25 protein-coding genes are annotated in these 18189 nt (G+C 75.2%); 9 read left to right on the top strand and 16 right to left on the bottom strand.

Annotated features, from left to right (window positions below):
* Positions 1-25 precede the first annotated feature (25 nt).
* Together OG618_RS10285 and OG618_RS10280 are read right to left on the bottom strand one after the other, a co-directional pair.
* A complete protein-coding gene (locus OG618_RS10285) occupies positions 26-448 on the bottom strand; it encodes a MerR family transcriptional regulator (RefSeq protein ID WP_329487031.1) in 423 nt (140 codons plus the stop codon).
* A gap of 58 nt (positions 449-506) precedes the next feature.
* A complete protein-coding gene (locus OG618_RS10280; RefSeq protein WP_329487030.1) occupies positions 507-1280 on the bottom strand; it encodes an SDR family NAD(P)-dependent oxidoreductase in 774 nt (257 codons plus the stop codon).
* Positions 1281-1518: 238 nt separating this feature from the next.
* Here OG618_RS10280 and OG618_RS10275 point away from each other — a divergent pair, with 238 nt between their 5' ends.
* From OG618_RS10275 to OG618_RS10265, 3 genes are all read left to right on the top strand, one after another.
* On the top strand, positions 1519-1977 hold the full coding sequence (locus OG618_RS10275; RefSeq protein WP_329487029.1) for a group II truncated hemoglobin: 459 nt from the start codon (positions 1519-1521) through the stop codon (positions 1975-1977).
* Positions 1974-2528 (top strand): GNAT family N-acetyltransferase, encoded by a 555-nt coding sequence (locus OG618_RS10270; RefSeq protein WP_329487028.1) that lies wholly within the window; start codon positions 1974-1976, stop codon positions 2526-2528. Before OG618_RS10275 ends, OG618_RS10270 begins: the two co-directional genes overlap by 4 nt.
* A gap of 89 nt (positions 2529-2617) precedes the next feature.
* Entirely contained in the window at positions 2618-2998 is a 381-nt protein-coding gene (locus OG618_RS10265; protein ID WP_329487027.1) for a VOC family protein, read from the top strand.
* A gap of 58 nt (positions 2999-3056) precedes the next feature.
* Here OG618_RS10265 and OG618_RS10260 read toward each other — a convergent pair whose 3' ends face one another.
* Positions 3057-3635, bottom strand: a complete 579-nt coding sequence (locus OG618_RS10260) for a maleylpyruvate isomerase N-terminal domain-containing protein (protein WP_329487026.1) — start codon at positions 3633-3635, stop codon at positions 3057-3059.
* A 140-nt stretch (positions 3636-3775) separates the two neighbouring features.
* Positions 3776-4558, bottom strand: coding sequence for a dioxygenase family protein (locus OG618_RS10255; protein ID WP_329487025.1), 783 nt, complete (start codon positions 4556-4558; stop codon positions 3776-3778).
* A gap of 107 nt (positions 4559-4665) precedes the next feature.
* On the opposite strand from OG618_RS10255, the gene OG618_RS10250 reads away from it, so the two are divergent.
* A complete protein-coding gene (locus OG618_RS10250; RefSeq protein WP_329492060.1) occupies positions 4666-5133 on the top strand; it encodes a MarR family winged helix-turn-helix transcriptional regulator in 468 nt (155 codons plus the stop codon).
* Here the strand turns inward: OG618_RS10250 and OG618_RS10245 are convergent.
* The 3 genes from OG618_RS10245 to OG618_RS10235 all read right to left on the bottom strand — a co-directional run bounded on the left by OG618_RS10245 (position 5099) and on the right by OG618_RS10235 (position 7065).
* Positions 5099-6373, bottom strand: a complete 1275-nt coding sequence (locus OG618_RS10245) for an RNA polymerase sigma factor (protein WP_329487024.1) — start codon at positions 6371-6373, stop codon at positions 5099-5101. The two genes, OG618_RS10250 and OG618_RS10245, sit on opposite strands and share 35 nt — an antisense overlap.
* A gap of 72 nt (positions 6374-6445) precedes the next feature.
* Positions 6446-6823 carry a YciI family protein gene (locus OG618_RS10240; RefSeq protein WP_329487023.1) on the bottom strand — a complete coding sequence of 126 codons (378 nt, stop codon included), beginning with the start codon at positions 6821-6823 and terminating at the stop codon, positions 6446-6448.
* A 41-nt stretch (positions 6824-6864) separates the two neighbouring features.
* A complete protein-coding gene (locus tag OG618_RS10235) occupies positions 6865-7065 on the bottom strand; it encodes a hypothetical protein (protein ID WP_329487022.1) in 201 nt (66 codons plus the stop codon).
* A gap of 21 nt (positions 7066-7086) precedes the next feature.
* Between OG618_RS10235 and OG618_RS10230 the strand changes: the two genes are divergently transcribed.
* Complete coding sequence (locus OG618_RS10230; RefSeq protein WP_329487021.1) at positions 7087-7245, top strand: hypothetical protein; 159 nt, start codon at positions 7087-7089, stop codon at positions 7243-7245.
* A 32-nt stretch (positions 7246-7277) separates the two neighbouring features.
* Here OG618_RS10230 and OG618_RS10225 read toward each other — a convergent pair whose 3' ends face one another.
* Complete coding sequence (locus OG618_RS10225; protein ID WP_329487020.1) at positions 7278-7463, bottom strand: hypothetical protein; 186 nt, start codon at positions 7461-7463, stop codon at positions 7278-7280.
* Positions 7464-7711: 248 nt separating this feature from the next.
* Between OG618_RS10225 and OG618_RS10220 the strand changes: the two genes are divergently transcribed.
* Positions 7712-8932 (top strand): glycosyltransferase, encoded by a 1221-nt coding sequence (locus OG618_RS10220; protein WP_329487019.1) that lies wholly within the window; start codon positions 7712-7714, stop codon positions 8930-8932.
* Positions 8933-8980: 48 nt separating this feature from the next.
* Here the strand turns inward: OG618_RS10220 and OG618_RS10215 are convergent, their stop codons facing one another.
* Together OG618_RS10215 and OG618_RS10210 are read right to left on the bottom strand one after the other, a co-directional pair.
* Positions 8981-9958, bottom strand: a complete 978-nt coding sequence (locus OG618_RS10215) for a hypothetical protein (RefSeq protein WP_329487018.1) — start codon at positions 9956-9958, stop codon at positions 8981-8983.
* Between the two features lie 153 nt (positions 9959-10111).
* Entirely contained in the window at positions 10112-11239 is a 1128-nt protein-coding gene (locus tag OG618_RS10210) for a hypothetical protein (RefSeq protein WP_329487017.1), read from the bottom strand.
* Positions 11240-11326: 87 nt separating this feature from the next.
* On the opposite strand from OG618_RS10210, the gene OG618_RS10205 reads away from it, so the two are divergent.
* Positions 11327-11839, top strand: coding sequence for a GNAT family N-acetyltransferase (locus OG618_RS10205; protein WP_329487016.1), 513 nt, complete (start codon positions 11327-11329; stop codon positions 11837-11839).
* A gap of 44 nt (positions 11840-11883) precedes the next feature.
* On the opposite strand, the gene OG618_RS10200 is transcribed toward OG618_RS10205, so the two are convergent.
* The 3 genes from OG618_RS10200 to OG618_RS10190 all read right to left on the bottom strand — a co-directional run bounded on the left by OG618_RS10200 (position 11884) and on the right by OG618_RS10190 (position 13343).
* Complete coding sequence (locus OG618_RS10200) at positions 11884-12273, bottom strand: ArsR/SmtB family transcription factor (RefSeq protein WP_329492059.1); 390 nt, start codon at positions 12271-12273, stop codon at positions 11884-11886.
* 29 nt (positions 12274-12302) lie between these two features.
* Positions 12303-12749, bottom strand: a complete 447-nt coding sequence (locus OG618_RS10195; RefSeq protein WP_329487015.1) for an SRPBCC domain-containing protein — start codon at positions 12747-12749, stop codon at positions 12303-12305.
* A 138-nt stretch (positions 12750-12887) separates the two neighbouring features.
* Entirely contained in the window at positions 12888-13343 is a 456-nt protein-coding gene (locus OG618_RS10190) for a hypothetical protein (protein WP_329487014.1), read from the bottom strand.
* Positions 13344-13464: 121 nt separating this feature from the next.
* Between OG618_RS10190 and OG618_RS10185 the strand changes: the two genes are divergently transcribed.
* A complete protein-coding gene (locus OG618_RS10185) occupies positions 13465-14253 on the top strand; it encodes an alpha/beta fold hydrolase (protein ID WP_329487012.1) in 789 nt (262 codons plus the stop codon).
* 27 nt (positions 14254-14280) lie between these two features.
* Here the strand turns inward: OG618_RS10185 and OG618_RS10180 are convergent, their stop codons facing one another.
* A complete protein-coding gene (locus OG618_RS10180) occupies positions 14281-15315 on the bottom strand; it encodes a LacI family DNA-binding transcriptional regulator (RefSeq protein ID WP_329487010.1) in 1035 nt (344 codons plus the stop codon).
* Between the two features lie 226 nt (positions 15316-15541).
* Positions 15542-16405 (bottom strand): MurR/RpiR family transcriptional regulator, encoded by an 864-nt coding sequence (locus OG618_RS10175; protein ID WP_329487008.1) that lies wholly within the window; start codon positions 16403-16405, stop codon positions 15542-15544.
* Positions 16406-16458: 53 nt separating this feature from the next.
* Between OG618_RS10175 and OG618_RS10170 the strand changes: the two genes are divergently transcribed.
* Entirely contained in the window at positions 16459-17343 is an 885-nt protein-coding gene (locus OG618_RS10170) for a DMT family transporter (protein WP_329487007.1), read from the top strand.
* A gap of 23 nt (positions 17344-17366) precedes the next feature.
* Here OG618_RS10170 and OG618_RS10165 read toward each other — a convergent pair whose 3' ends face one another.
* Positions 17367-18146, bottom strand: a complete 780-nt coding sequence (locus tag OG618_RS10165; RefSeq protein ID WP_329492058.1) for a GNAT family N-acetyltransferase — start codon at positions 18144-18146, stop codon at positions 17367-17369.
* Between the last annotated feature and the right edge of the window lie 43 nt (positions 18147-18189).

The following is an 18189-nucleotide window of genomic DNA, read 5'->3' as shown; positions in this document are numbered from 1 at the left end:
TGTCAGCGCCCGCCGCCCGCCGCCGTCAGCGGTCGCCCGCCACCACCGGCGCCCCGCCGCCGGCCACCGGCGCCCCGCCGCCGGCCACCGGCGCCGCCTCGTCGCCGGCCGCCGTCAGCGCGGCGAGCAGCCGGTCCCGGGCCTCGGTCTGGGCGGCGATCCGGCGCTCCAGGACGGCGAGCCGGTTCCGGGCGATCCGCAGCGCGCCGGCCGAGGGTCGCGCGGCCAGCATGTCGCCGTCCAGGCAGGACAGGAAAGGCCGGACGTCCTCCAGGGTGAACCCGGCCGCGAGCAGGCCGCGGATGTTGCGGACCCGGACGGCCGCCGAGTCCTCGTACACCCGGTAGCCGTTGGCCGCGCGGGAGGACGCGATCAGCCCGGCCTGCTCGTAGTGCCGCAGGGCCCGGGCCGTGCTGCCGGTCACCCGGGCCAGTTCGCCGATCCGCACCGCTGCCCCGCCCCTTCCCGGACGGCACCGCCCGGCTCACTCCGGACCACCGCCCGGCTCACCCCACGACGGCACCGCCGTCCACCGGCAACACTACTCCGGTGACGAACGAGGCCTGTGGAGAGGCGAGTTGCGTGATCGCCCAGGCCACCTCGGCGGGCCGGCCGATCCGCCCGAGCGGGGTGTGGGCGATCTGCCACCGCCGGACGGCCTCCCGCTGTCCGGCGTCGAGCCCGGAGTGCTCGCCGATCGGGGTCTCGATCGCCCCGGGCGCCACCGCGACCACCCGTACGCCGCGCGGCGCCAGCTCCACCGCCCAGCTGCGGGTCACCGACTCCAGTGCGGCCTTGCTCGCCGCGTACACCGCGTTGCCCGGCCAGCCGCGCTGGCCGACGGACGTCGTGACGTTGACGATCACGCCCCCGCTCGCCTCCAGCGGCGCCAGGGCGGCCTGGCCGAGCAGGACGGCGGCGGTCAGGTTGGTCGCGAGCTGGTCCGCGACCGCGTCCCGGGTGATCCCGCCGAGGGCGCCGCCGCGGACGATCCCGGCGTTGTTCACCAGCACGTCCAGCCGCCCGTACCGGTCGAGCACCTCGCGTACGAGTGCCTCGGGGGCGTCGGCGCCGGTGATGTCCGCGGTCAGCGGGTGGATCCGGCCGGGGGCGTAGCGCGCGGTCTCCGCCAGTGGCTCGGCCCGCCGTCCGACCGCCACCACCTCGACCTCCGGGTCCTGGGCCGCGAAGGCGTGTGCGGTGGCCCGGCCGATCCCCGTCCCGGCGCCGGTGACCAGCACGATGCGGGTGGCCGTTCGGTGCTGCGTGTGCTCGTTCATGCGGTCCACCCTCCGACCCTGCCGCCAGTGGCAAGGTCAAGCGGGTGCCCGGCTCCGGTCGGCGGCGGTGGGCGGAGTACCGGCGGGGGCGGCGGGCCGGAACATCCGCCTCCGCTTGCTGTGCCGGGCGCGAACAGGCGCCGCCCGGGGCGGTCGCGGGCCGGGCTGGCTGCTAGGAAGGTGCCATCGGAAGGCGCCGTCGGAAAGGTGCCGTCGGATCCGAACGGGGAGAACACGCATGAGCGACGAACGGCCCGAGAGCCTGTACGACGCGCTGGGGGGCATGGAGGCGCTCCGCCGTCTCAGCAACACCTTCTACGAGGGCGTCCTGGCCGACCCGGTGCTGAAGCCCGTCTTCGCGAACTTCACCACCACCCACATCGAACACGTCGCCGTCTGGCTGGCCGAGGTCTTCGGCGGCCCGGCCCGGTTCACCGCCGACCTCGGCGGCCACCAGGCGCTGCTCCGCACGCACCTCGGACTCGCCATCACCGAGGAGCAGCGCGGGCGCTGGATGGAGCTGATGGGCGCCGCCGTGCGGCAGGAGCTGCCCGGGGACGAGCTGCTGCGCCGCCGGGTGCTGGAGTACTTCGACTGGGGCACGAAGATCGCCAGGGACGTCTCGGCGGCGCCCGTCGGCGAGGACCTCGGGGAGCCGGGGCCGACCCCGCGCTGGGGCTGGGAGGGCCTGCGATGACGGTCGCCACCCAATCGCCCGTTGCCGAGGGCCTGCTGCTGCGCCCGTTCCGGGACGAGGACGCGGCTGCCCTGGTCGAGATCTACCGGGACGAGACGCTGCGGCACTTCACCCGTACCCCCGTGGCGGACCTGGACGAGGCGGCCCGCTGGCTGGAGGCGCAGGAGCGCGGCCGGGCGGCCGGCGAGCGGTACAGCTTCGCCGTCCTGGCGCCCCTCGGCGGCCCCGCCGGGGGGCGGCCGGCCGAGCTGGTCGCCAACGTGGTGCTCAAGCGCGGTGCGCCCGGTGCGCCGGCGGCCGAGGTGGGCTACTGGACGGCCGCCGCCGCCCGCGGCCGCGGCGTGGCCCCGCGCGCCCTGGAGGGGCTCACCCGCTGGGCGTTCGCGGCCTTCGCGGCGGACGGGCTGGTCCGGCTCGACCTGCTCCACCAGGTGGACAACGCGGCCTCCTGCCGGGTGGCCGAGAAGGCCGGCTACCGGTTCGGGAGCGTTCTGCGGGCCAGCTCGCCGGAGTTCCCCCTGGACGGCCACCTGCACAGCCGCTCGGCCTGACCCGCACAGCCGCTCGGCCCGGCCCCCGTTGACGGGTTCGCGGCGAATCGGGTGGACGGGGGCCGGGGCGGCGGTCCAGAGTGCTCCCCATGGCTTCTCTGGTACGACATGTGACGATCGACTGCGCCGACCCCTACCGCCTCGGCGAGTTCTGGGCGAAGGTGCTGGACGGCAAGCTGGCCGACGACGACTTCCCGGGGGACCCGGAGGCCCTCCTGGAGACGCCGGGCGCGGTGCTGCTGTTCATCCGGGTGCCCGACGGCAAGACCGTGAAGAACCGCGTCCACCTGGACCTCCAGCCCCAGGACCGCTCCCGGGACGAGGAGGTGGAGCGCCTGCTGGAGCTGGGCGCCACCGTCCACGACGACCAGCGGCGCCCGGACGGCACCGGCTGGGTGACCATGGCGGACATCGAGGGCAACGAGTTCTGCGTCGAGCGCAGCGCCGCCGAGCGGGCCGCCACCGCCTGACCGGTCGCCGGCTCCCAGGCTCCCCGGCCCCCCGGCTCCCGACTCCTGGCTCCCGGGGTCACTCCCCGGCCACGGCCGCCCGCCAGCTCCACGAGGCCCTGCGCGGGCGGCCGTCCAGCTCGCCGCGCCCGGTGCACCAGAGCAGGACGGCGGTGGGCCCGCCGGGCGGGGCGTCGGGGAACAGGCGGGCCAGGACCGCCGCGCCGAGCCCGGCCGGGGGCCGCCAGGGCAGGCCGAGTCCGAGGGCGATGTCATGGGTGTGCAGCAGCAGTTCGGCCACGCCCATCGCGGCGAACCCGGCTGGGTCGCAGGGCCCGTAGTGCCAGGCCCGCAGGTCGGGCGGCGCGGCGTCCAGGGCGGTGGCCAGCAGGTGCCCGCAGGCCGTCACCACCGCCAGGACGTCCTCGGGCGGGGCGTCGGCCCGCACGGTGAGGTCGAGCGGCAGGTATCCGGTGGCGGGCCGGGCGGCGAGCTGCCCGGCGTAGGCGAGCAGGTCGTGCGCGAGGTGGACGGCCGTCTCCCGGCAGCTCCACTCCAGCGGCCCGGCCGGCGCGGCCCAGGCCGGGCCGTCACCGGTGTGCGGACCGAGGGTGTCCCGCAGTTCGCCGAGCGCGGTCCGGACGTCGTCACCGTTCATGGCGGCAGCCTCTCACCTCCCCCCGGTGCGCCGGGCCCGTCCCGTGGGCGCGCGCGACGGCCCGCCGTCCGGGCGGTCCGGGCCGCCGGCCGGCCGGGCTGGATCGAGCGTCGGGCGGTCCGGGCCGGTCGCTGTGCCGGTCAGCCGAGCTGGATCGAGCGCTTGGCCAGGCCCATCCAGAACCCGTCGATCACGCTGCGCTGGCTGCCCAGGTCGGCCTCGCCGGCGCCGAGGGTGACGAACAGCGGGGCGAAGTGCTCGGTGCGCGGGTGGGCGAGCCGCCCGGCCGGGGCCTTCCGCTCGAAGTCGAGCAGCGCGTCCAGGTCCTCGGCGGCCAGGGCGCGGCGGCCCCAGTCGTCGAACTCGGCCATCACCGAGCTGATCCGGCCGTCGGAGCTGAGCGCCCGCAGGTTGTGGGTGAAGAAGCCGCTGCCGACGATCAGCACGCCCTCGTCGCGCAGCGGGGCGAGCCGGCGGCCGATCTCCAGCAGCCGCTGCGGGTCCAGGGTGGGCATGGAGACCTGGAGGACGGGGACGTCCGCCTCGGGGAACATCTCCACCAGCGGGACGTAGGCGCCGTGGTCCAGCCCTCGGTCCGGGATGTCCTGGACGGGCGTGCCGGGGGCGCGCAGCAGTTTGCGGACCCGCTCGGCGAGCGCGGGGGCGCCGGGGGCGGCGTACCGCACCCGGTAGTAGTGCTCGGGGAAGCCCCAGAAGTCGTAGACCAGCGGCACGGTGGTGACGGCCCCGAGGGCCAGCGGGGCCTCCTCCCAGTGGGCGGAGACCATCAGGACGGCCTTGGGGCGGGGCAGCTCGGCGGACCAGGCGGCCAGCTGGCCGGGCCACAGCGGGTCGTCGGCGAGCGGCGGTGCGCCGTGCGAGAGGTAGAGGGCGGGCATGCGCTCGGGGGCGGCGGTGCTCATGACGGCTTCTCTCGCTTCCAAAGTAGTTCAATTTTGAACCTCGACACGTCGACCGTACACCTTGGTTCGAATTTGAACAACAGGAGTACGCTTCCTCCATGGCCTCCCTGAACGAACCGCGCTGGCTGGACCACGACGAGATGGCCGCCTGGCGGGGCTTCGTCACCGCGAGCAACCTCCTGAACCGCCGGCTGGAACGCCAGCTCAAGGAGGACTCCGGCCTCTCGCACACCCAGTACGAGATCCTGGTGCACCTCTCCGCCGCCCCGGCCGGCTCGCTGCGGATGACCGAACTGGCGGAGAAGCTCGTCACCTCCAAGAGCGGACTGACCTACCAGGTCACCCAGCTGGAGCGGATGGGCCTGGTGGGGCGCCGTTCGTGCCCCAGCGACGTGCGGGGCGTCTTCGCCGAACTCACCGACGAGGGCCGGGACATGCTGCGCCGGGCGGCGCCCGGCCACGTCGCCCTGGTCCGCGAGCTGCTGATCGACGTGCTCAGCCGCGAGCAGCTCGCCGTGCTGGCCGAGGGCCTCGGGGAGGTCAGTTCCCGGCTGCGTCTGGACGACGGGGCGTAGCGGGGGCGACGGCGGCCGCGGCCCGCTCCAGCAGCAGGGCGCGCTCCCGCGCGTTGCGGGCCAGCGACGCCGCCCGCTCGAACTCCGCCCGGGCCTCCTCGGTACGCCCGAGCCGCGCCAGCAGGTCGCCGCGCACGCTCGGCAGCAGGTGGTACGCCCGCAGGGCCGGCTCCGCGGCCAGCGCGTCCACCAGCTCCAGTCCGGCCGCCGGGCCCCGGGCCATCGAGACCGCCACCGCGCGGTTCAGCTCGACCACCGGGGACGGCGTCAGCGCCGCGAGCCGCCCGTAGAGCGTGGCGATCATCGCCCAGTCGGTGTCCTCGTAGCGGGCGGCCCGCGCGTGGCAGGCGGCGATCGCGGCCTGGACCGCGTACGGCCCGGTGCCGGCCAGCCGCAGGGCCGCGAAGCCGCGCCGGATCAGCAGCCGGTCCCAGCGGGCGCGGTTCTGGTCGGCCAGCAGCACCGGCTGCCCGTCGGGCCCGGTGCGGGCCGCCGTCCGGGACGCCTGGAACTCCAGCAGGGCGGCCAGGCCGTGGACTTCGGGCTCCTGCGGGGCCAGCCCGGCGAGCACCCGGGCCAGCCGCAGCGCGTCCTCGCAGAGCCCCGGCCGGAGCAGGTCGTCGCCGGCCGTGGCCGCGTAACCCTCGTTGAAGATCAGGTAGACGACCTCCAGGACGGACGAGAGCCGGGCCGCCCGGTCCTCGCCGCGGGGGACCTCGAACGGCACCCGCGCGGTGGCGAGCGTCCGTTTGGCCCGGACGATCCGCTGGGCGACGGCCGGTTCGGTGCTGAGGAACGCCCGGGCGATCTCCTGGGTGGTGAGGCCGCCCAGCAGCCGCAGGGTGAGCGCGATCCGGGCCTGGGCCGACAGCACGGGGTGGCAGGCGGTGAAGATCAGCCGGAGCAGGTCGTCGTCGATGTCGTCCGGCTCGGCCGGCTCCGGCGGTGCCACGTCCTCCAGCGTCCGGCCGACCTCCGCGAGCTTGCGCGCGTACGTCTCCCTGCGGCGGACCAGGTCGATCGCGCGGTGCTTGGCGGTGGTCATCAGCCACGCGCCCGGCCGGTCCGGGACGCCCTGCCCGGGCCACTGCTCCAGCGCCGCGACCAGCGCGTCCTGGGCGATCTCCTCGGCGATGCCGACGTCCCGCACGATGCGGGCGACACCGGCGATGATCCGCGGGGACTCGATCCTGAACACGGCCTCGACCGCCGCGGTCGCGCTGCTCTCCGTCACGGCCACCCATCAGAGCAGCCGGACGGCACCGGGGCAAACGCGGCGCGGCGGCCGGGCGCGGGCCGGGCGGGTCGGGGATCAGGCCTCCGGCGGGGTGGTGTTCCCGTCGATCTGGCGCAGCTCGGCGCCGACCTTCCAGCTCTCCGGGTGGATCTCCAGGAACCGCTTGGTCCACTCCAGGGCCTCGGCCTTGTCCTTGCACTGCATGATGGCGTAGCCGCCGACGACCTCCTTGGTCTCGGTGAACGGCCCGTCGGTGAAGCTCAGCTTCCCGCCCTCCCAGGTGACCCGGGTGCCCTCGGCGGTCGGCAGCAGCCCGGCGGTGTCCAGCATCACCCCGGCCTTGGTGATCTCCTCGAACAGCGCCCCCATCCGCTGCTCGAACTCCGGACCCGCCGACTGCATGTCCGGGGCGTCCTGCTCGTCGATACGGATCAGTGACATGAAGCGCGGCATGGTGACTCCTCGGTCGGGAGGGCGGGGCTTCTCCCCGCCTCTCACCCCTGCGTCGAACGGGGAGCGGCCGTTTCGACAGCCGCGACGGAATTCTTTCCGGAGATTCCGGGAGCGGCCACCGCAGAGCGCCGGGCGGTCGTCTCCTGGGCCGAGATCGCGGCCGCCTCGGTGGTGATCGCGACGGTCAGGGCACCGTCCGCGGCCTCGACCTTCACCCCGGCCATCGCGCCGCCGACCCGCACGCCTGGACGATCACCTCCGGCATGCCCGTCCTCACCGCCCACGTGGTCGCCGACCCCCACCCGCCCGCCGACCTCCTCACCCGCCTGCGCCGCTGCGCCGCCGACCACTTCGGCATCAGCCACGCGACGCTGCAGACGGAACCGGCCCGCCGCCTGTGCGACGAGGCGGCCCACGCCTGACGCCCCCTCGGGAACCGTCCGCCCCGGCGCGCCTACGCCGGGGCGGACGGTCCGGCGTCGGAGGTCTCGCGTTCGGAACGGCCACGGCGCACGATGTCCGGAGTCCTGCGGATGGCGAAGGTCTCGGGGTGTCCGGGACCGAGGACGCGCGCCAGGTCGGCGGCGACCCGCTCGTCGGGAGCGACGGCTTCGTCGGCGCGCCTTCCATCCAGCGCCACCGTCAACTCCGGTGCGGGCCAATGGCCGCGGTGCGAATCCGTGTCCCGGTACGGACACGTCGAGTCGGCTCCGCCTCGGAGAGAAGAGAAAGGAATGGCCGTCAACTCGGCTGCGACGAGCGGCGAAGGAGGAGTGCCCACTCCTTTCCACTCTCAACTTATAGCGCACGGGGGGCCTTGCGGCAAGGCCCCGGTCATGACGCAGAATCTGCGGTCGAAGCCGATGTCGATGCACAGGGGAGTTCTGAATGCGTGTGGTGCTGTCCGCCTACGATTCGCGCGGGGGCGTCGAGCCGCTGGTCGGGCTCGCGGTGCGGTTGCGGGAGCGCGGCGCGCAGGTGCGGGTCTGTGCGCCGCCGGACGAGGAGTTCGCGAGGCGGCTGGCGGTGGTCGGGGTGGAGATGGTGCCGACCGGGCAGTCGGTGCGCGATCTGGTGACCGGGCGGACGCCGCCGTCACCGGGCGGTGTGGTCCGGCGGGCGGCCGACCTGGTGGCCGCGTTCTACGACGGCGTCATGTCGGTGGCCGAGGGGTGCGACGTGCTGGTGGCGACCGGTCTGGTGCCGGCGGTGGCCGGGGTGCGGGCGGCGGCCGAGAAGCTGGGCGTCCGTTACGTGTACGCGAGTTACCAGCCGATCAGCCTGCCGTCCCCGCACCACCCGCCGATGCCGCGCCCCGGGCGGCCGCTCCGTTCGGACGTGACCGACAACCGGGTGCTCTGGGAGCAGGACGCCGTGGACGCGCAGGAGGTGTTCGGCGAGGTGGTCAACGCCCACCGGGCGTCGATCGGCCTGCCGCCCGTGGACAACGTCCGCGACCATGTCTTCACCGACCTGCCGTGGCTGGCCACGGACCCGACCCTGGCGCCGTGGCAGCGGCCGGCGGAGCTGGACGTGGTGCAGACCGGCGCGTGGGTCCTGCCGGACGAACGCCCGCTCCCCGCCGACCTGGTGGAGTTCCTGGACGCGGGCGCGCCGCCGGTGTACGTGGGCTTCGGCAGTGTTCCGGTGCGCGATCCGCAGGAGGTCGCCCGGGCGGTCGTCGAGGCGGTCCGCGCGCAGGGCCGCCGTGCGGTGATCTCCCGTGGCTGGGCCGACCTGGGGTCGGCCGACGACCAGGACGACTGCTTCGTCGTCGGTGAGGTCAACCACCAGGCGCTGTTCCGCCGGGTGGCGGCCGTCGTGCACCACGGTGGCGCGGGCACCACGACGACGGCGACCTGGGCGGGTGCGCCCCAGGTGGTGGTGGCCCAGGGCGGGGACCAGCCGTACTTCGCGGGCCGGGTGGTCGGCCTGGGCATCGGCGCGGAGCACGAGGGGCCGACGCCGACCACCGAGTCGCTGTCGGCGGCGCTCAAGGTGGCGCTGGCCCCCGAGGTCCGTGAGCGGGCTGCGGCCGTGGCCGGTGCGTTCCGCACCGACGGCGCGGCGGTGGCCGCGGAGCTGCTGGTGGAGGGCCTCGGGCGGTAGCGGCCCGCCGTCGTCGCCAGTACCCTGTCGCCACTGCACCTGCCGCCACTACCCCGTCGCCGCGCCGATCTGGGCGACCAGGGTGCGCCAGTCGACCCGCCGCGAGGTGCTGGGAGCGGGCTCCGCGGTGCGGGCGGTGGAGGAGGCGGTGCGGGCGGCGGCGCGGGTGCGGCAGTCCCCGCAGCGGTGTTCGCCGTTCACCGGGCGGAAGGCACGGTCACAGGAGTCGCAGCAGACGGGTGCCGTCACGGTGCTCGGCTCCAGCGGGGCGGGCATCTTGCCCTCCAGGCGCCAACGCACCAGGGCGGCAGGAGACTTGACCTTGTCCGGCAGTCCGCTGGTCAGCGCGGCGCGCAGGGCGGCCGAACTCACGCCCCTGGCCAGCCACTCGGCGGCCAGGGGCGCCAACCGCCTTACCTCGCGGGCCCCCAGGGTCAGCCGGGGGTCGATCCGCCGCAGCTCCAGCAGCGCCCGCTCGGCATCGGTGGACCCGCCCTCGCCGAACCCGTGCTCGGTGAACTCACCCCAGGTGACAGCGGGTTCGAGGGCCGGCGGGGGAGGGAGGGGGGAGGTGTTCACCCTGGGTGTCACCCCCGGGAGGGCGGTGCCGGAGGACCGGACGGACGACGACCCGCGGCTACGTTTCCCGGCATCCGGCGGGACGCCGTGGCCGGACCGCGCCGCCCGCTCGAACTGCCCGTCGAACAGCCGTTCCGCCTCCGCCGCGCCCAACGGCACGCTGGAGAGCAGGGATTCGGTCCGCACCTGCCCGGCGGCGCCGCGCCGCCGGGTGGTGTGCAGCAGTCCGGCGCGGGCGAGTTGGCGGCGGGCGCGATCGGTGGTGACGCGCCCGCCGGAGAGTCCGGCGGCGAGGGCCGTCACCGTGGTGGCGCGGGCCTTCGCCGGGCCCAGTGCCAGGGCTCGTACAAGGAGTCGAAAGGCGGAGTCCGACAACTCGTCGTCCCACACCAAGGAGTTGGCAATCTGGGTGAAGTCGCGCGACGGCGCGATAGCATGCAGGAGCATCGTCAGTGGAGGCCTTACCACTCGGCGTATGAAGAGCCCGGCCGCGTGCGTCAACACGTTGCCGGGCTCGCCCCATTCTTCGGGGGCGATCCGCTTCTGGCGGTCACGGTACACCCAAATGACGGCCGGTCAGCACGCTCCGAACTGAAATGATTACCCGTTGTAGTGATGATCCGTGTCCTTGGTGGGCCGCAGCTCGGGCGGCAGCGGGGACGCCTCCGAGAGCTTCACGGCCAACCCGCGCGCGAGGTCGAAGGCCGTCACCGGATCGCCCTGGTCGGCCCAGACCTCGGCGCCGCACCAGCGGCCGATCAGCCGGAACTGCTCCAGCGCCTCCGCGGGCAACTCGGCCTTGCCGCAGTAGTAGGCGAGCAGGTGGCGCAGCATCGGCAGCCGCTCGTCGTCCGCCGGGACGGCCGCCAGCGCCGTCGCGATCGCCTTCAGCCGCTCCTTGGCCTTCTCCCCGGCCAGCGTGGACCCGAGGGTCTTGCGCTTCTCCAGCTCGGACAGCGCGTGCAGGTAGATCCCCGGCAGCGGGCTCCCGGCCGGAGCGTGGTCCATCGCCCGCTCCGCGAACGCCAGCATCTGCTTGTCCGAGCCGAACCACTTGGCGCACCAGTACTGCATGCCCTGCCAGTGCGCCTCGTAGTGGTGCGGGGCCCGCTCGGCCAGTCCGGCCCAGAGCGGCTCGAACTGCTCCGGGGTGTACTGCGCGCCGCGCGCCGTCGTCACCATGACCACCCACGGAGCCGGGTCCCGCGGTGCCAGCAGCGCGGCGCGGCGGGCCGCCTCGATCGCGGCGGGCAGCAGCTCGCGGAACTTCGCCATGTCCTCGGCGGGCACCTCGTGCGCGTACTTGGAACCACGGATCGCCCAGGCGCGGTGCACCATCTGCTTGGCCTCCAGGGTGGCCGCGTCGCAGCTGTTCGGGTCCGCGGCGCGCCAGGCCGTCAGCCAGGCGTCGTCCTCGTTGGCGATGCTCGCCAGCAGCTCCAGCCGCGACCAGCGCTCCTCCCAGTCCTGGCCGGCCGCCTCGACGTGGGCGGCGGCGGGCCGCCAGTCCCCGCCCCAGGCCGCGTCGGCTATCGCCTGGGACCGTTGGCGCCGCTCCTCAGGCATCGGCGGCCCGGACCGGCGCGGGTCGAGCCGTTCGCGGGGGACGAGGCCGAAGGCGGCCGGATCGAACCGGTGCCTGGCCCACTCCACGGACTTGGTGGCGCGGGACTTCTTCACCGCGAAGTAGACGAGAACGGCCACGAGAATGAGCAGGAAATGGGTCACGGCGGCGAATCATCCCTGGTGGGAGGGGGTGAATGCAACGTCGAAAAAGGCTCGCCGAACACCCTTTTCCATGCAAACATGCCCTATATGGGGACGATTCTGCACGGCGCCCAGGTCACTCTCCGCCCCGCCGCGGAGGCGGACATCCCGGCCCTCGTGGCCATCCGCGGCACGCCCGAGGTCCTCGCCCGCTGGCGCGGTGGCGACGATCTCGCCGACGCCGTCGCCACCGACCTCAAGGAGCCGGGCACCGAGACCCTGGCGATCCTGGTCGAGGGTCAGGTGGCCGGCGCCATCCAGTGGTACGCCGAGAACGACGACGAGTACCGCCACGCGGGCATGGACATCTACCTCGACCCGGCCCGCCACGGTCGCGGCCTGGGCACCGACGCCGTCCGCACGCTGGCCCGCCACCTCGTCGCCGACCACCACTACCACCGCCTGATCATCGACCCGGCGGCGGACAACGCGGCGGCGATCCGCTGCTATGAGAAGGTCGGCTTCCGCCCGGTGGGCATCATGCGCCAGTACGAACGCGGCTCCGACGGCAGCTGGCACGACAACCTGCTGATGGACCTGCTGGCCGACGAACTCCGGTAGTGGCCGGAGCTCCGGGCCGTGCCCCGGGGCCCCGGCCGCGGGCCCTACCGCGCGTCCGGCGGCCGCGGTGCGTGCCGGGCCTCCTGCTCGGCGGCCTCGGCCGCTTCGGCGAGGCGCTTGATGGCGGCCAGCCGTCGGTCCCAGTCGGTCGCGAGCGCCGCCATCCACCGGGCCGTCGCGTCGAGCGCCGCGGGCCGGACCGCGTACCGCACCTCGCGGCCGGCCCGGGCGGCGGTGACCAGTCCGGCACCGCCCAGGACGGCCAGGTGCTTGACCACCGCCTGCCGCGAGACGGGCACCCGCTCGGCGAGCGTGGTCGCGGTGGCCTCGCCCCGTTCGGCCAGCAGGTCCAGCAGCTGACGCCGCGTCGGGTCGGCGAGGGCGGCGAGCACACCGTCGACCGGCTCGGCGCCGCCGCGGCCCCCGTCGCTCACGCGGGCCGGGCCGCCGCGGTCACCGTCGTTCACGCGGGCGGCTGTTCGGCGCGCTTGCGGAGCGCGTCGAGCACCTGGGGCCATCCGCCGGAGTTGTCCTCGACCGCCTTGCCGCGCAGTTCCTCGGAGCCGGCCAGGGCGGCGAACCCGCTCTCGACCACGCGCAGCCGCGTCCCCGCGCCCTCCGGGGTCAGCGTGAACTCCACGAGGGTGCTGTTGTCCTCGCGCAGGTCCTCGCCGGGGAAGGCGCTGGCCCAGCGATAGGCCAGGTAGGTCGGCGGCTCGACCTTCTCGACCCGCACCGGGAAGACCCCGTACTCGGGGTTCTTCGCCACCATCGACTCGCCCTCGCGGGCCACCGTGCCGGCCAGGCTCGCCTCCTCGGCCACCCAGAACCCGGGCTGGGCCACCAGGGTCCAGACCAGCTCCGGGGATGCCGCGATCAGGGTCTCGCGCTCGATCCGGTCCTCACTCATGGGGAACTCCTTCGTCGCTGCCAACTGTTTGCAACCCCAGAGTTGCACGTGGATCGGCCAAGTGCAACCGGAGGGTTGCGCGTCGATGCGGCCTTCGACGGCGGGCCGCCCACGGCCCCGCGCCCCGGTGTCCGGCGCTCAGTGCTCGGGCGGGGGCGCGAGCACCATCGGCCAGGCCTCCCCGCCGGCGAGCAGGTCGTCGAGCGTCTCGTCCGGGCCCGCCGTGAACACCACCGTCGCGGGCGCCGCCCGCGCGTACAGCTCCGGCTCCACCGCGGCCCCGGCCCGGAGCACCAGCACGGCCTCCGGGTCGACGGACGAGCGGCCGGTGAAGGCCGCGAGGTCCACGCCGGCCCGGTCGAGCGGCGCCGGGTACACGGCGACCTCGACCAGCAGGCGGTCACCGGCCAGGGCGCGCTCGGCCCAACCGTCGGTCCGCACCAGGTGGAGCACGCCGTCGCCCTCGTAGCAGTGGGTGCCGAGCCGGGCGACGGCGCGCTCGGCCGGCGGGCCGTCGGGGTCGACGAGGAGGGCGACGACGGGCACGTCGGGCTCGTCGGGATCGATGCCGGGGCGGACGAGGAGCCGGGCCACGGGGGACCTCCGGGGTCAGGGCGGGCGGACGGGGTCACCGTAGGGCACGCCGCCGACGGAGCGCGCCGGTGCGGGGGCGAAATCGGGTGTGCCGTGCCGGGTCGATCCGTAGGGTGGCGCAATGATCATTTCTCATGAGGTGGCCGGGAGCGGCCCGGCGGTGGTCCTGCTGCACTCCACGGTCTGCGACCGGCGGATGTGGGACGGGCAGGTTCCCGCCCTGGTCGGAGCGGGCTTCCGGGTGGTCCGCTGCGACCTGCGGGGCTTCGGCGGGACGCCCGTCCCGGACCGGCCGTACGACAACGCCCGGGACGTCGTCGACCTCCTGGACCGGCTCGGGATCGAGCGTGCGGCACTGGTCGGGGCGTCCGGCGGGGGCCGGGTCGCGCTGGCGCTGGCGGCCCGATGGCCGGACCGGGTGACGGCGCTCGCGCTGCTTTGCACCGCGCTCGCCGGGCAGGAGCCGAGCGCCGAACTCCGCGCCTTCGGCGAGCGCGAGGACGCGCTGATCGAGGCGGGGGACATCGCCGGAGCGACCGAGCTCAACGTGCGGACCTGGCTGGGCCCCGAGGCGGGCGAGGCCGTCAGGGAGCAGGTGCGCCGGATGCAGCGGCACGCCTTCGACGTCCAACTGGCCGCCGAGGAGGACTTCCCGCAGATCCGGGTCGAGACGGACCCGGCCGCCGTCACGGCGCCCACGCTGCTGGTCACCGGCGCGCACGACTTCGCCGACTTCGGCCGGATCGCCGACCACCTCGCCGAGCGCATCGCCGGTGCCCGCCGCCTCGACCTGCCCTGGGCCGGCCACCTGCCCGCCCTGGAGCGGCCCGACGAGGTCAACGCGCTGCTGGTCGACTTCCTGGGCGCCGGCGCCGGCCTCCTCGCCGGCGCGCAGGCCGCGGGGAGCTGAAGGACGGCTCCGGGGCGGCTCGCCGGCTCAGGCGGCCGCCGCCCCCGGGCAGCCGCAGGAGCGGCGGATCACCAGACGGGCGGGGAAGGTGTGCGCGCCCGCCGGGACGGGCTGCTCGTTCGCCTTGGCGGTCAGCACCAGGTCCACGGCGGCCCGGGCCATCTCGCCCTGCGCGGTGGCGACGGTGGTGAGCGGCGGCCCGGCGATGACGGCCTCGGCGATGTCGTCGAAGGCGGCCACCGCGAGGTCTTCCGGCACCCGGATGCCGAGGTCGTCGGCGGCGCGCAGCAGTCCGATCGCCTGGTCGTCGGTCGCGCAGAACACGGCGGACGGCCGGTCGGACCGGGCCAGCAGGGCGAGGGCCTCGGCGTGGGCCCGGACGCGGTCGAAGGGCGCGGGCGTCAGCCGGCCGTCGGTGGGCAGCCCGGCCTCGGCCAGGGCGGCCGCCCAGCCGGCGGTCCGCGAGGTCACCGGGTCGTTCGGGCTGAGCGCGAACGTCCCGCCGAAGCAGTGGACGTCGGCGTGCCCGTGGGCCAGCAGGTGGCGCACCATCTCGCGGGCGCCGCCGTCGTCGTCGGCGACCACGGCCGCGCCGGTCTCGGTCTCCGCCCGGTGGTGCAGCAGTACGACGGGGGTGCCGTCGGTGGCCTCGAACCCGGCCACCCCGGGGACGGACGGGTCCTGGGTGACCAGGATCAGCCCGTCCACCTGCATGCCGAGGAAGGCCCGGATGTAGTGCGCCTCCCGCTCGTCGGCGTAGTCGGAGTTGCCGATCAGCAGCAGTCGGCCGCGCTCGGCCGCCGCCTGCTCGACCATGTGCGCGAGCCCGGCGAAGAACGGCTGCCGGGCGTCCGGCACGACCATGCCGATCAGGTTGGTCCGGCGGCGGGCCATCGCCTGGGCCACCCGGTTCGGCCGGTACCCCAGCTCCTCGACCGCCGCCAGGACACGGGCGCGGGTGGCCGCGGCCACCGGTCGTGGTCCGTCGTTGATCACATAGCTGACCACCGCCGTCGACGTTCCCGCCGCCCGCGCCACGTCGTCCCGCGTCACCCTTGCCATGCCCGCGAGCCTACACATCACCGCTGACCAGGCCCGAAGACGCCGGACCGACCGGTGTCCGGAGTCCGGACGCGCCGGCCCTCCCCGGGGGGCGTCCGGCCGCCGCCTGCCTCCCGCGGCCGGAGGGCGGCGGCGCGATGGTCGGGCCGGCCTCGGAGGCCTGACCCGCCCGGCACGGGCACCCGCCTGAACGGGCACCCGCCCCGGCGCGGGTGCCCGTCCGGCGCTAGTAGGTGTGATCGGCCGTCACGTCCGCCGAGAGGTTGAGCGCGCGTTCCGCCGCCTCCCCCCGCAGGGCCAGCAGGGTCAGCGTCAGCGCGTCGACCACCGCCAGGTGGACCAGCCGGCTGGCGGTGGTCTCCAGGCCGAAGACGAGGTCCTGCCCGCCGGCGACCAGCGTGTGGGTGGCGGCCTCGCTCAGCGGCGAGCGGGCGTAGCTGGTGAGCGCGACGACGCTCGCGCCGGCGTCGCGCGCCCGGCGGGCGGTGTCGACCACGGTCGGTGACGCGCCGGTGTGGCTGACGGCCAGGCAGACCCCGGTGGCCGGGAGCCCGGCGGCGGCCAGCTGCGCGGTGAGCGGGTCGGCGGGGGCGTCGACCGGGATGCCCAGGGCGCGCAGGCGGTAGGCCGCGTCCAGGACGACCGCGCCGGAGAGGCCGGTGCCGACCAGGACGACCCGGTCGGCCGCGTTCAGCAGCTCGGCCGCCGCCCGCAGGGCCTGCGCGGACAGCGTGGTGGCGATCCCGTCGAGTGCCTCACGGGCGGCGCGGACGGTGTCGGTCAGCGCGCGGGCCGCCGGGTCCGCCTCCTCCGAGGGGTCCGGCGCGGGGGCCGGGGTCTGGCGGACGGCCGCGATCTTCAGCTCCTGGTAGCCCTTGAAGCCGAGCCGCTGGCACGCCCGCACCACGGAGGAGGAGGCGGTGCCGGCCAGTTCGGCGACGTCGCTCACGCTCAGGTGCACCAGATCGGCCCCCCGGTCGAGGACGACCTGGGCGACGCGCGCCTCGGTGCCGCGCAGCTCGCCGAGGCGGGCGCGGATGTGGGCGGCCAGCTGGGATTCCAGCGGCGAGAATTCGGAACTCTCTTCCATAGATCTAGGGTAGCGTGGAATTCTATTCCAGCCCGTCGGAGGGGAGCTTCGCCATGCCCGCAATCGCGTCCGCGCTGCCGAGCGGTGGGTCGGCGGCGGCCGTGCCGGTCGCCGTCCTCACCGCGGCGGTCCTGCACGCCGTCTGGAACGGGCTGGCCCACCGGATCCGGGACAAGCTGGTCGGCTTCGCCCTGATCAACCTCACCTACACCGCCTGCGCGGTGGTCCTGGTCGCGCTCAACCCGCTGCCGGCCGCCGGGGCCTGGCCGTACCTCCTCGCCTCCGTGGCGATGCAGGTCTCCTCCCAGCTCCTGCTGCTGCGCGCCTACCAGCTCGGCGACTTCGGGCAGATGTACCCGATCGCCCGGGGTTCGGCGCCGCTGCTGGTGGCGGTGCTGTCCGTGACGGTGCTCGGCCAGGCCCTGGGCGGCGGCGAGCTGCTGGGCGTGCTGGTGATCTCCTGCGGCCTGATCGGGCTGGCCTTCGCCCGGGGGATACCCGGGCGGGCGCAGCTGCCCGCTCTCACCGCCGCCGCCGGTACCGGCGTGATGATCGCCTCGTACACCGTGCTGGACGGCAGCGGGGTCCGGCACGCGGGCACCGTCGGCGGCTACGTGGCCTGGCTCTTCCTGCTCCAGGGGCCGTGCCTGGCGCTGATCGCCCGGATCCGCCGGGGCCGCGGCCTGCTCGTCGGGGCCGGCCCGGTGGTGCCGGTGGGGATCGTCGGCGGGGTGCTCTCCCTGACCGCCTACGGGCTGGTGGTCTGGGCGCAGTCCCGGGGCAGCCTGGCGGCCGTCGCCGCGCTGCGCGAGACGAGCATCGTGATCGCCGCGCTGATCGCGACCGTGGTCTTCCGCGAACGGCTCGGGCGGCTGCGGATGACCGCGAGCGCCACCGTCCTGGCCGGGATCGCCGTGCTGGAGCTCGCCCGTCCGTAGCGGCCGGGCGAGCACCGGGCGGCTCAGGGGACGATGACCGTCAGCGTGCTCCTGGTGAGCCGGAATCCGAGCGACTCGTACAGCCGGCGGGCCGCGTTGCCCTCGGTGACGGCCAGCCCCATCCCGGGGTTCCCGCGGCCGGCGAGGTCGGCCATCACCCGGCGCATCAGGTCGCGGCCGAGCCCCGGGTAGCCGAGCTCCGGGTGCCGGAAGACATGGGCGATCCAGGGCAGGCCCTCGTAGTCGGTCACGACGGCGCCGGCCACGACCCGGTCGTCCGCGTCCACGACCAGGGCGCTGGACGGCAGCACGGGGCCGACCACCCCGCCGGCCAGCAGGCTGCGCAGTTCCTCCCGCGAGGTCCGCTCGTCGTGGTCGGGGCGGTGGTCGGGGTGGCCGGGGCCGAACGCGGCGCCCAGCGCCGGGGCGAGCTCCTCGGCGGTGCGGTCGCACGGCACGCTGCGGTACCCCTCCCGGAGCGGGGTCCGCGCCCAGTCCGGCCATCCGGCCGGCGGTGGATCACCGGCGAGGTCGCGCAGCATGGTGTGCCCGAGCCGGAGCGGGCGGGCCCCGCGGCGCCGCAACCGCTCGCCGAAGCCCACCCGGCTGGAGACGACCCAGCCCGACATGTCCGTCAGCACGAACTCCACCGGGTCGACGGCGCTCACGGCCTCGCCGCCGGGTGTCCCCGGGCCCATGACCTCCAGCAGACCGGCCCAGGGCCGGCCCTCCCGCTCGCCGCGCTGGTAGCGGACGACCGGAAGGCCGTCGGCGTCGCGCCCGAACTCCCAGTCGGGTTCCATCTCTGTCACGCGGTCCATCCGATCTCCGAGAGCCGTCCTGCCT

Origin of the sequence: Kitasatospora sp. NBC_01246, assembly GCF_036226505.1 — a bacterium.
In the GTDB taxonomy this organism is placed as follows: domain Bacteria; phylum Actinomycetota; class Actinomycetes; order Streptomycetales; family Streptomycetaceae; genus Kitasatospora.
The sequence above is the reverse complement of the archived record's forward strand: the minus strand, read 5'-3'. Positions and strand labels throughout refer to the sequence as shown.

Coding starts and splice junctions, on each gene's coding strand:
- OG618_RS10195 (WP_329487015.1), bottom strand. CDS start 12,749: ATGAGTGAGGACCGGATCGAGCGCGAGACCCTGATCGCGGCATCCCCG.
- OG618_RS10205 (WP_329487016.1), top strand. CDS start 11,327: ATGGGGACGATTCTGCACGGCGCCCAGGTCACTCTCCGCCCCGCCGCG.
- OG618_RS10240 (WP_329487023.1), bottom strand. CDS start 6,823: ATGCCGCGCTTCATGTCACTGATCCGTATCGACGAGCAGGACGCCCCG.
- OG618_RS10165 (WP_329492058.1), bottom strand. CDS start 18,146: ATGGAACCCGACTGGGAGTTCGGGCGCGACGCCGACGGCCTTCCGGTC.
- OG618_RS10180 (WP_329487010.1), bottom strand. CDS start 15,315: ATGGCAAGGGTGACGCGGGACGACGTGGCGCGGGCGGCGGGAACGTCG.
- OG618_RS10265 (WP_329487027.1), top strand. CDS start 2,618: ATGGCTTCTCTGGTACGACATGTGACGATCGACTGCGCCGACCCCTAC.
- OG618_RS10275 (WP_329487029.1), top strand. CDS start 1,519: ATGAGCGACGAACGGCCCGAGAGCCTGTACGACGCGCTGGGGGGCATG.
- OG618_RS10260 (WP_329487026.1), bottom strand. CDS start 3,635: ATGAACGGTGACGACGTCCGGACCGCGCTCGGCGAACTGCGGGACACC.
- OG618_RS10270 (WP_329487028.1), top strand. CDS start 1,974: ATGACGGTCGCCACCCAATCGCCCGTTGCCGAGGGCCTGCTGCTGCGC.
- OG618_RS10170 (WP_329487007.1), top strand. CDS start 16,459: ATGCCCGCAATCGCGTCCGCGCTGCCGAGCGGTGGGTCGGCGGCGGCC.
- OG618_RS10185 (WP_329487012.1), top strand. CDS start 13,465: ATGATCATTTCTCATGAGGTGGCCGGGAGCGGCCCGGCGGTGGTCCTG.
- OG618_RS10255 (WP_329487025.1), bottom strand. CDS start 4,558: ATGAGCACCGCCGCCCCCGAGCGCATGCCCGCCCTCTACCTCTCGCAC.
- OG618_RS10230 (WP_329487021.1), top strand. CDS start 7,087: ATGCCCGTCCTCACCGCCCACGTGGTCGCCGACCCCCACCCGCCCGCC.
- OG618_RS10215 (WP_329487018.1), bottom strand. CDS start 9,958: ATGCTCCTGCATGCTATCGCGCCGTCGCGCGACTTCACCCAGATTGCC.
- OG618_RS10175 (WP_329487008.1), bottom strand. CDS start 16,405: ATGGAAGAGAGTTCCGAATTCTCGCCGCTGGAATCCCAGCTGGCCGCC.
- OG618_RS10280 (WP_329487030.1), bottom strand. CDS start 1,280: ATGAACGAGCACACGCAGCACCGAACGGCCACCCGCATCGTGCTGGTC.
- OG618_RS10220 (WP_329487019.1), top strand. CDS start 7,712: ATGCGTGTGGTGCTGTCCGCCTACGATTCGCGCGGGGGCGTCGAGCCG.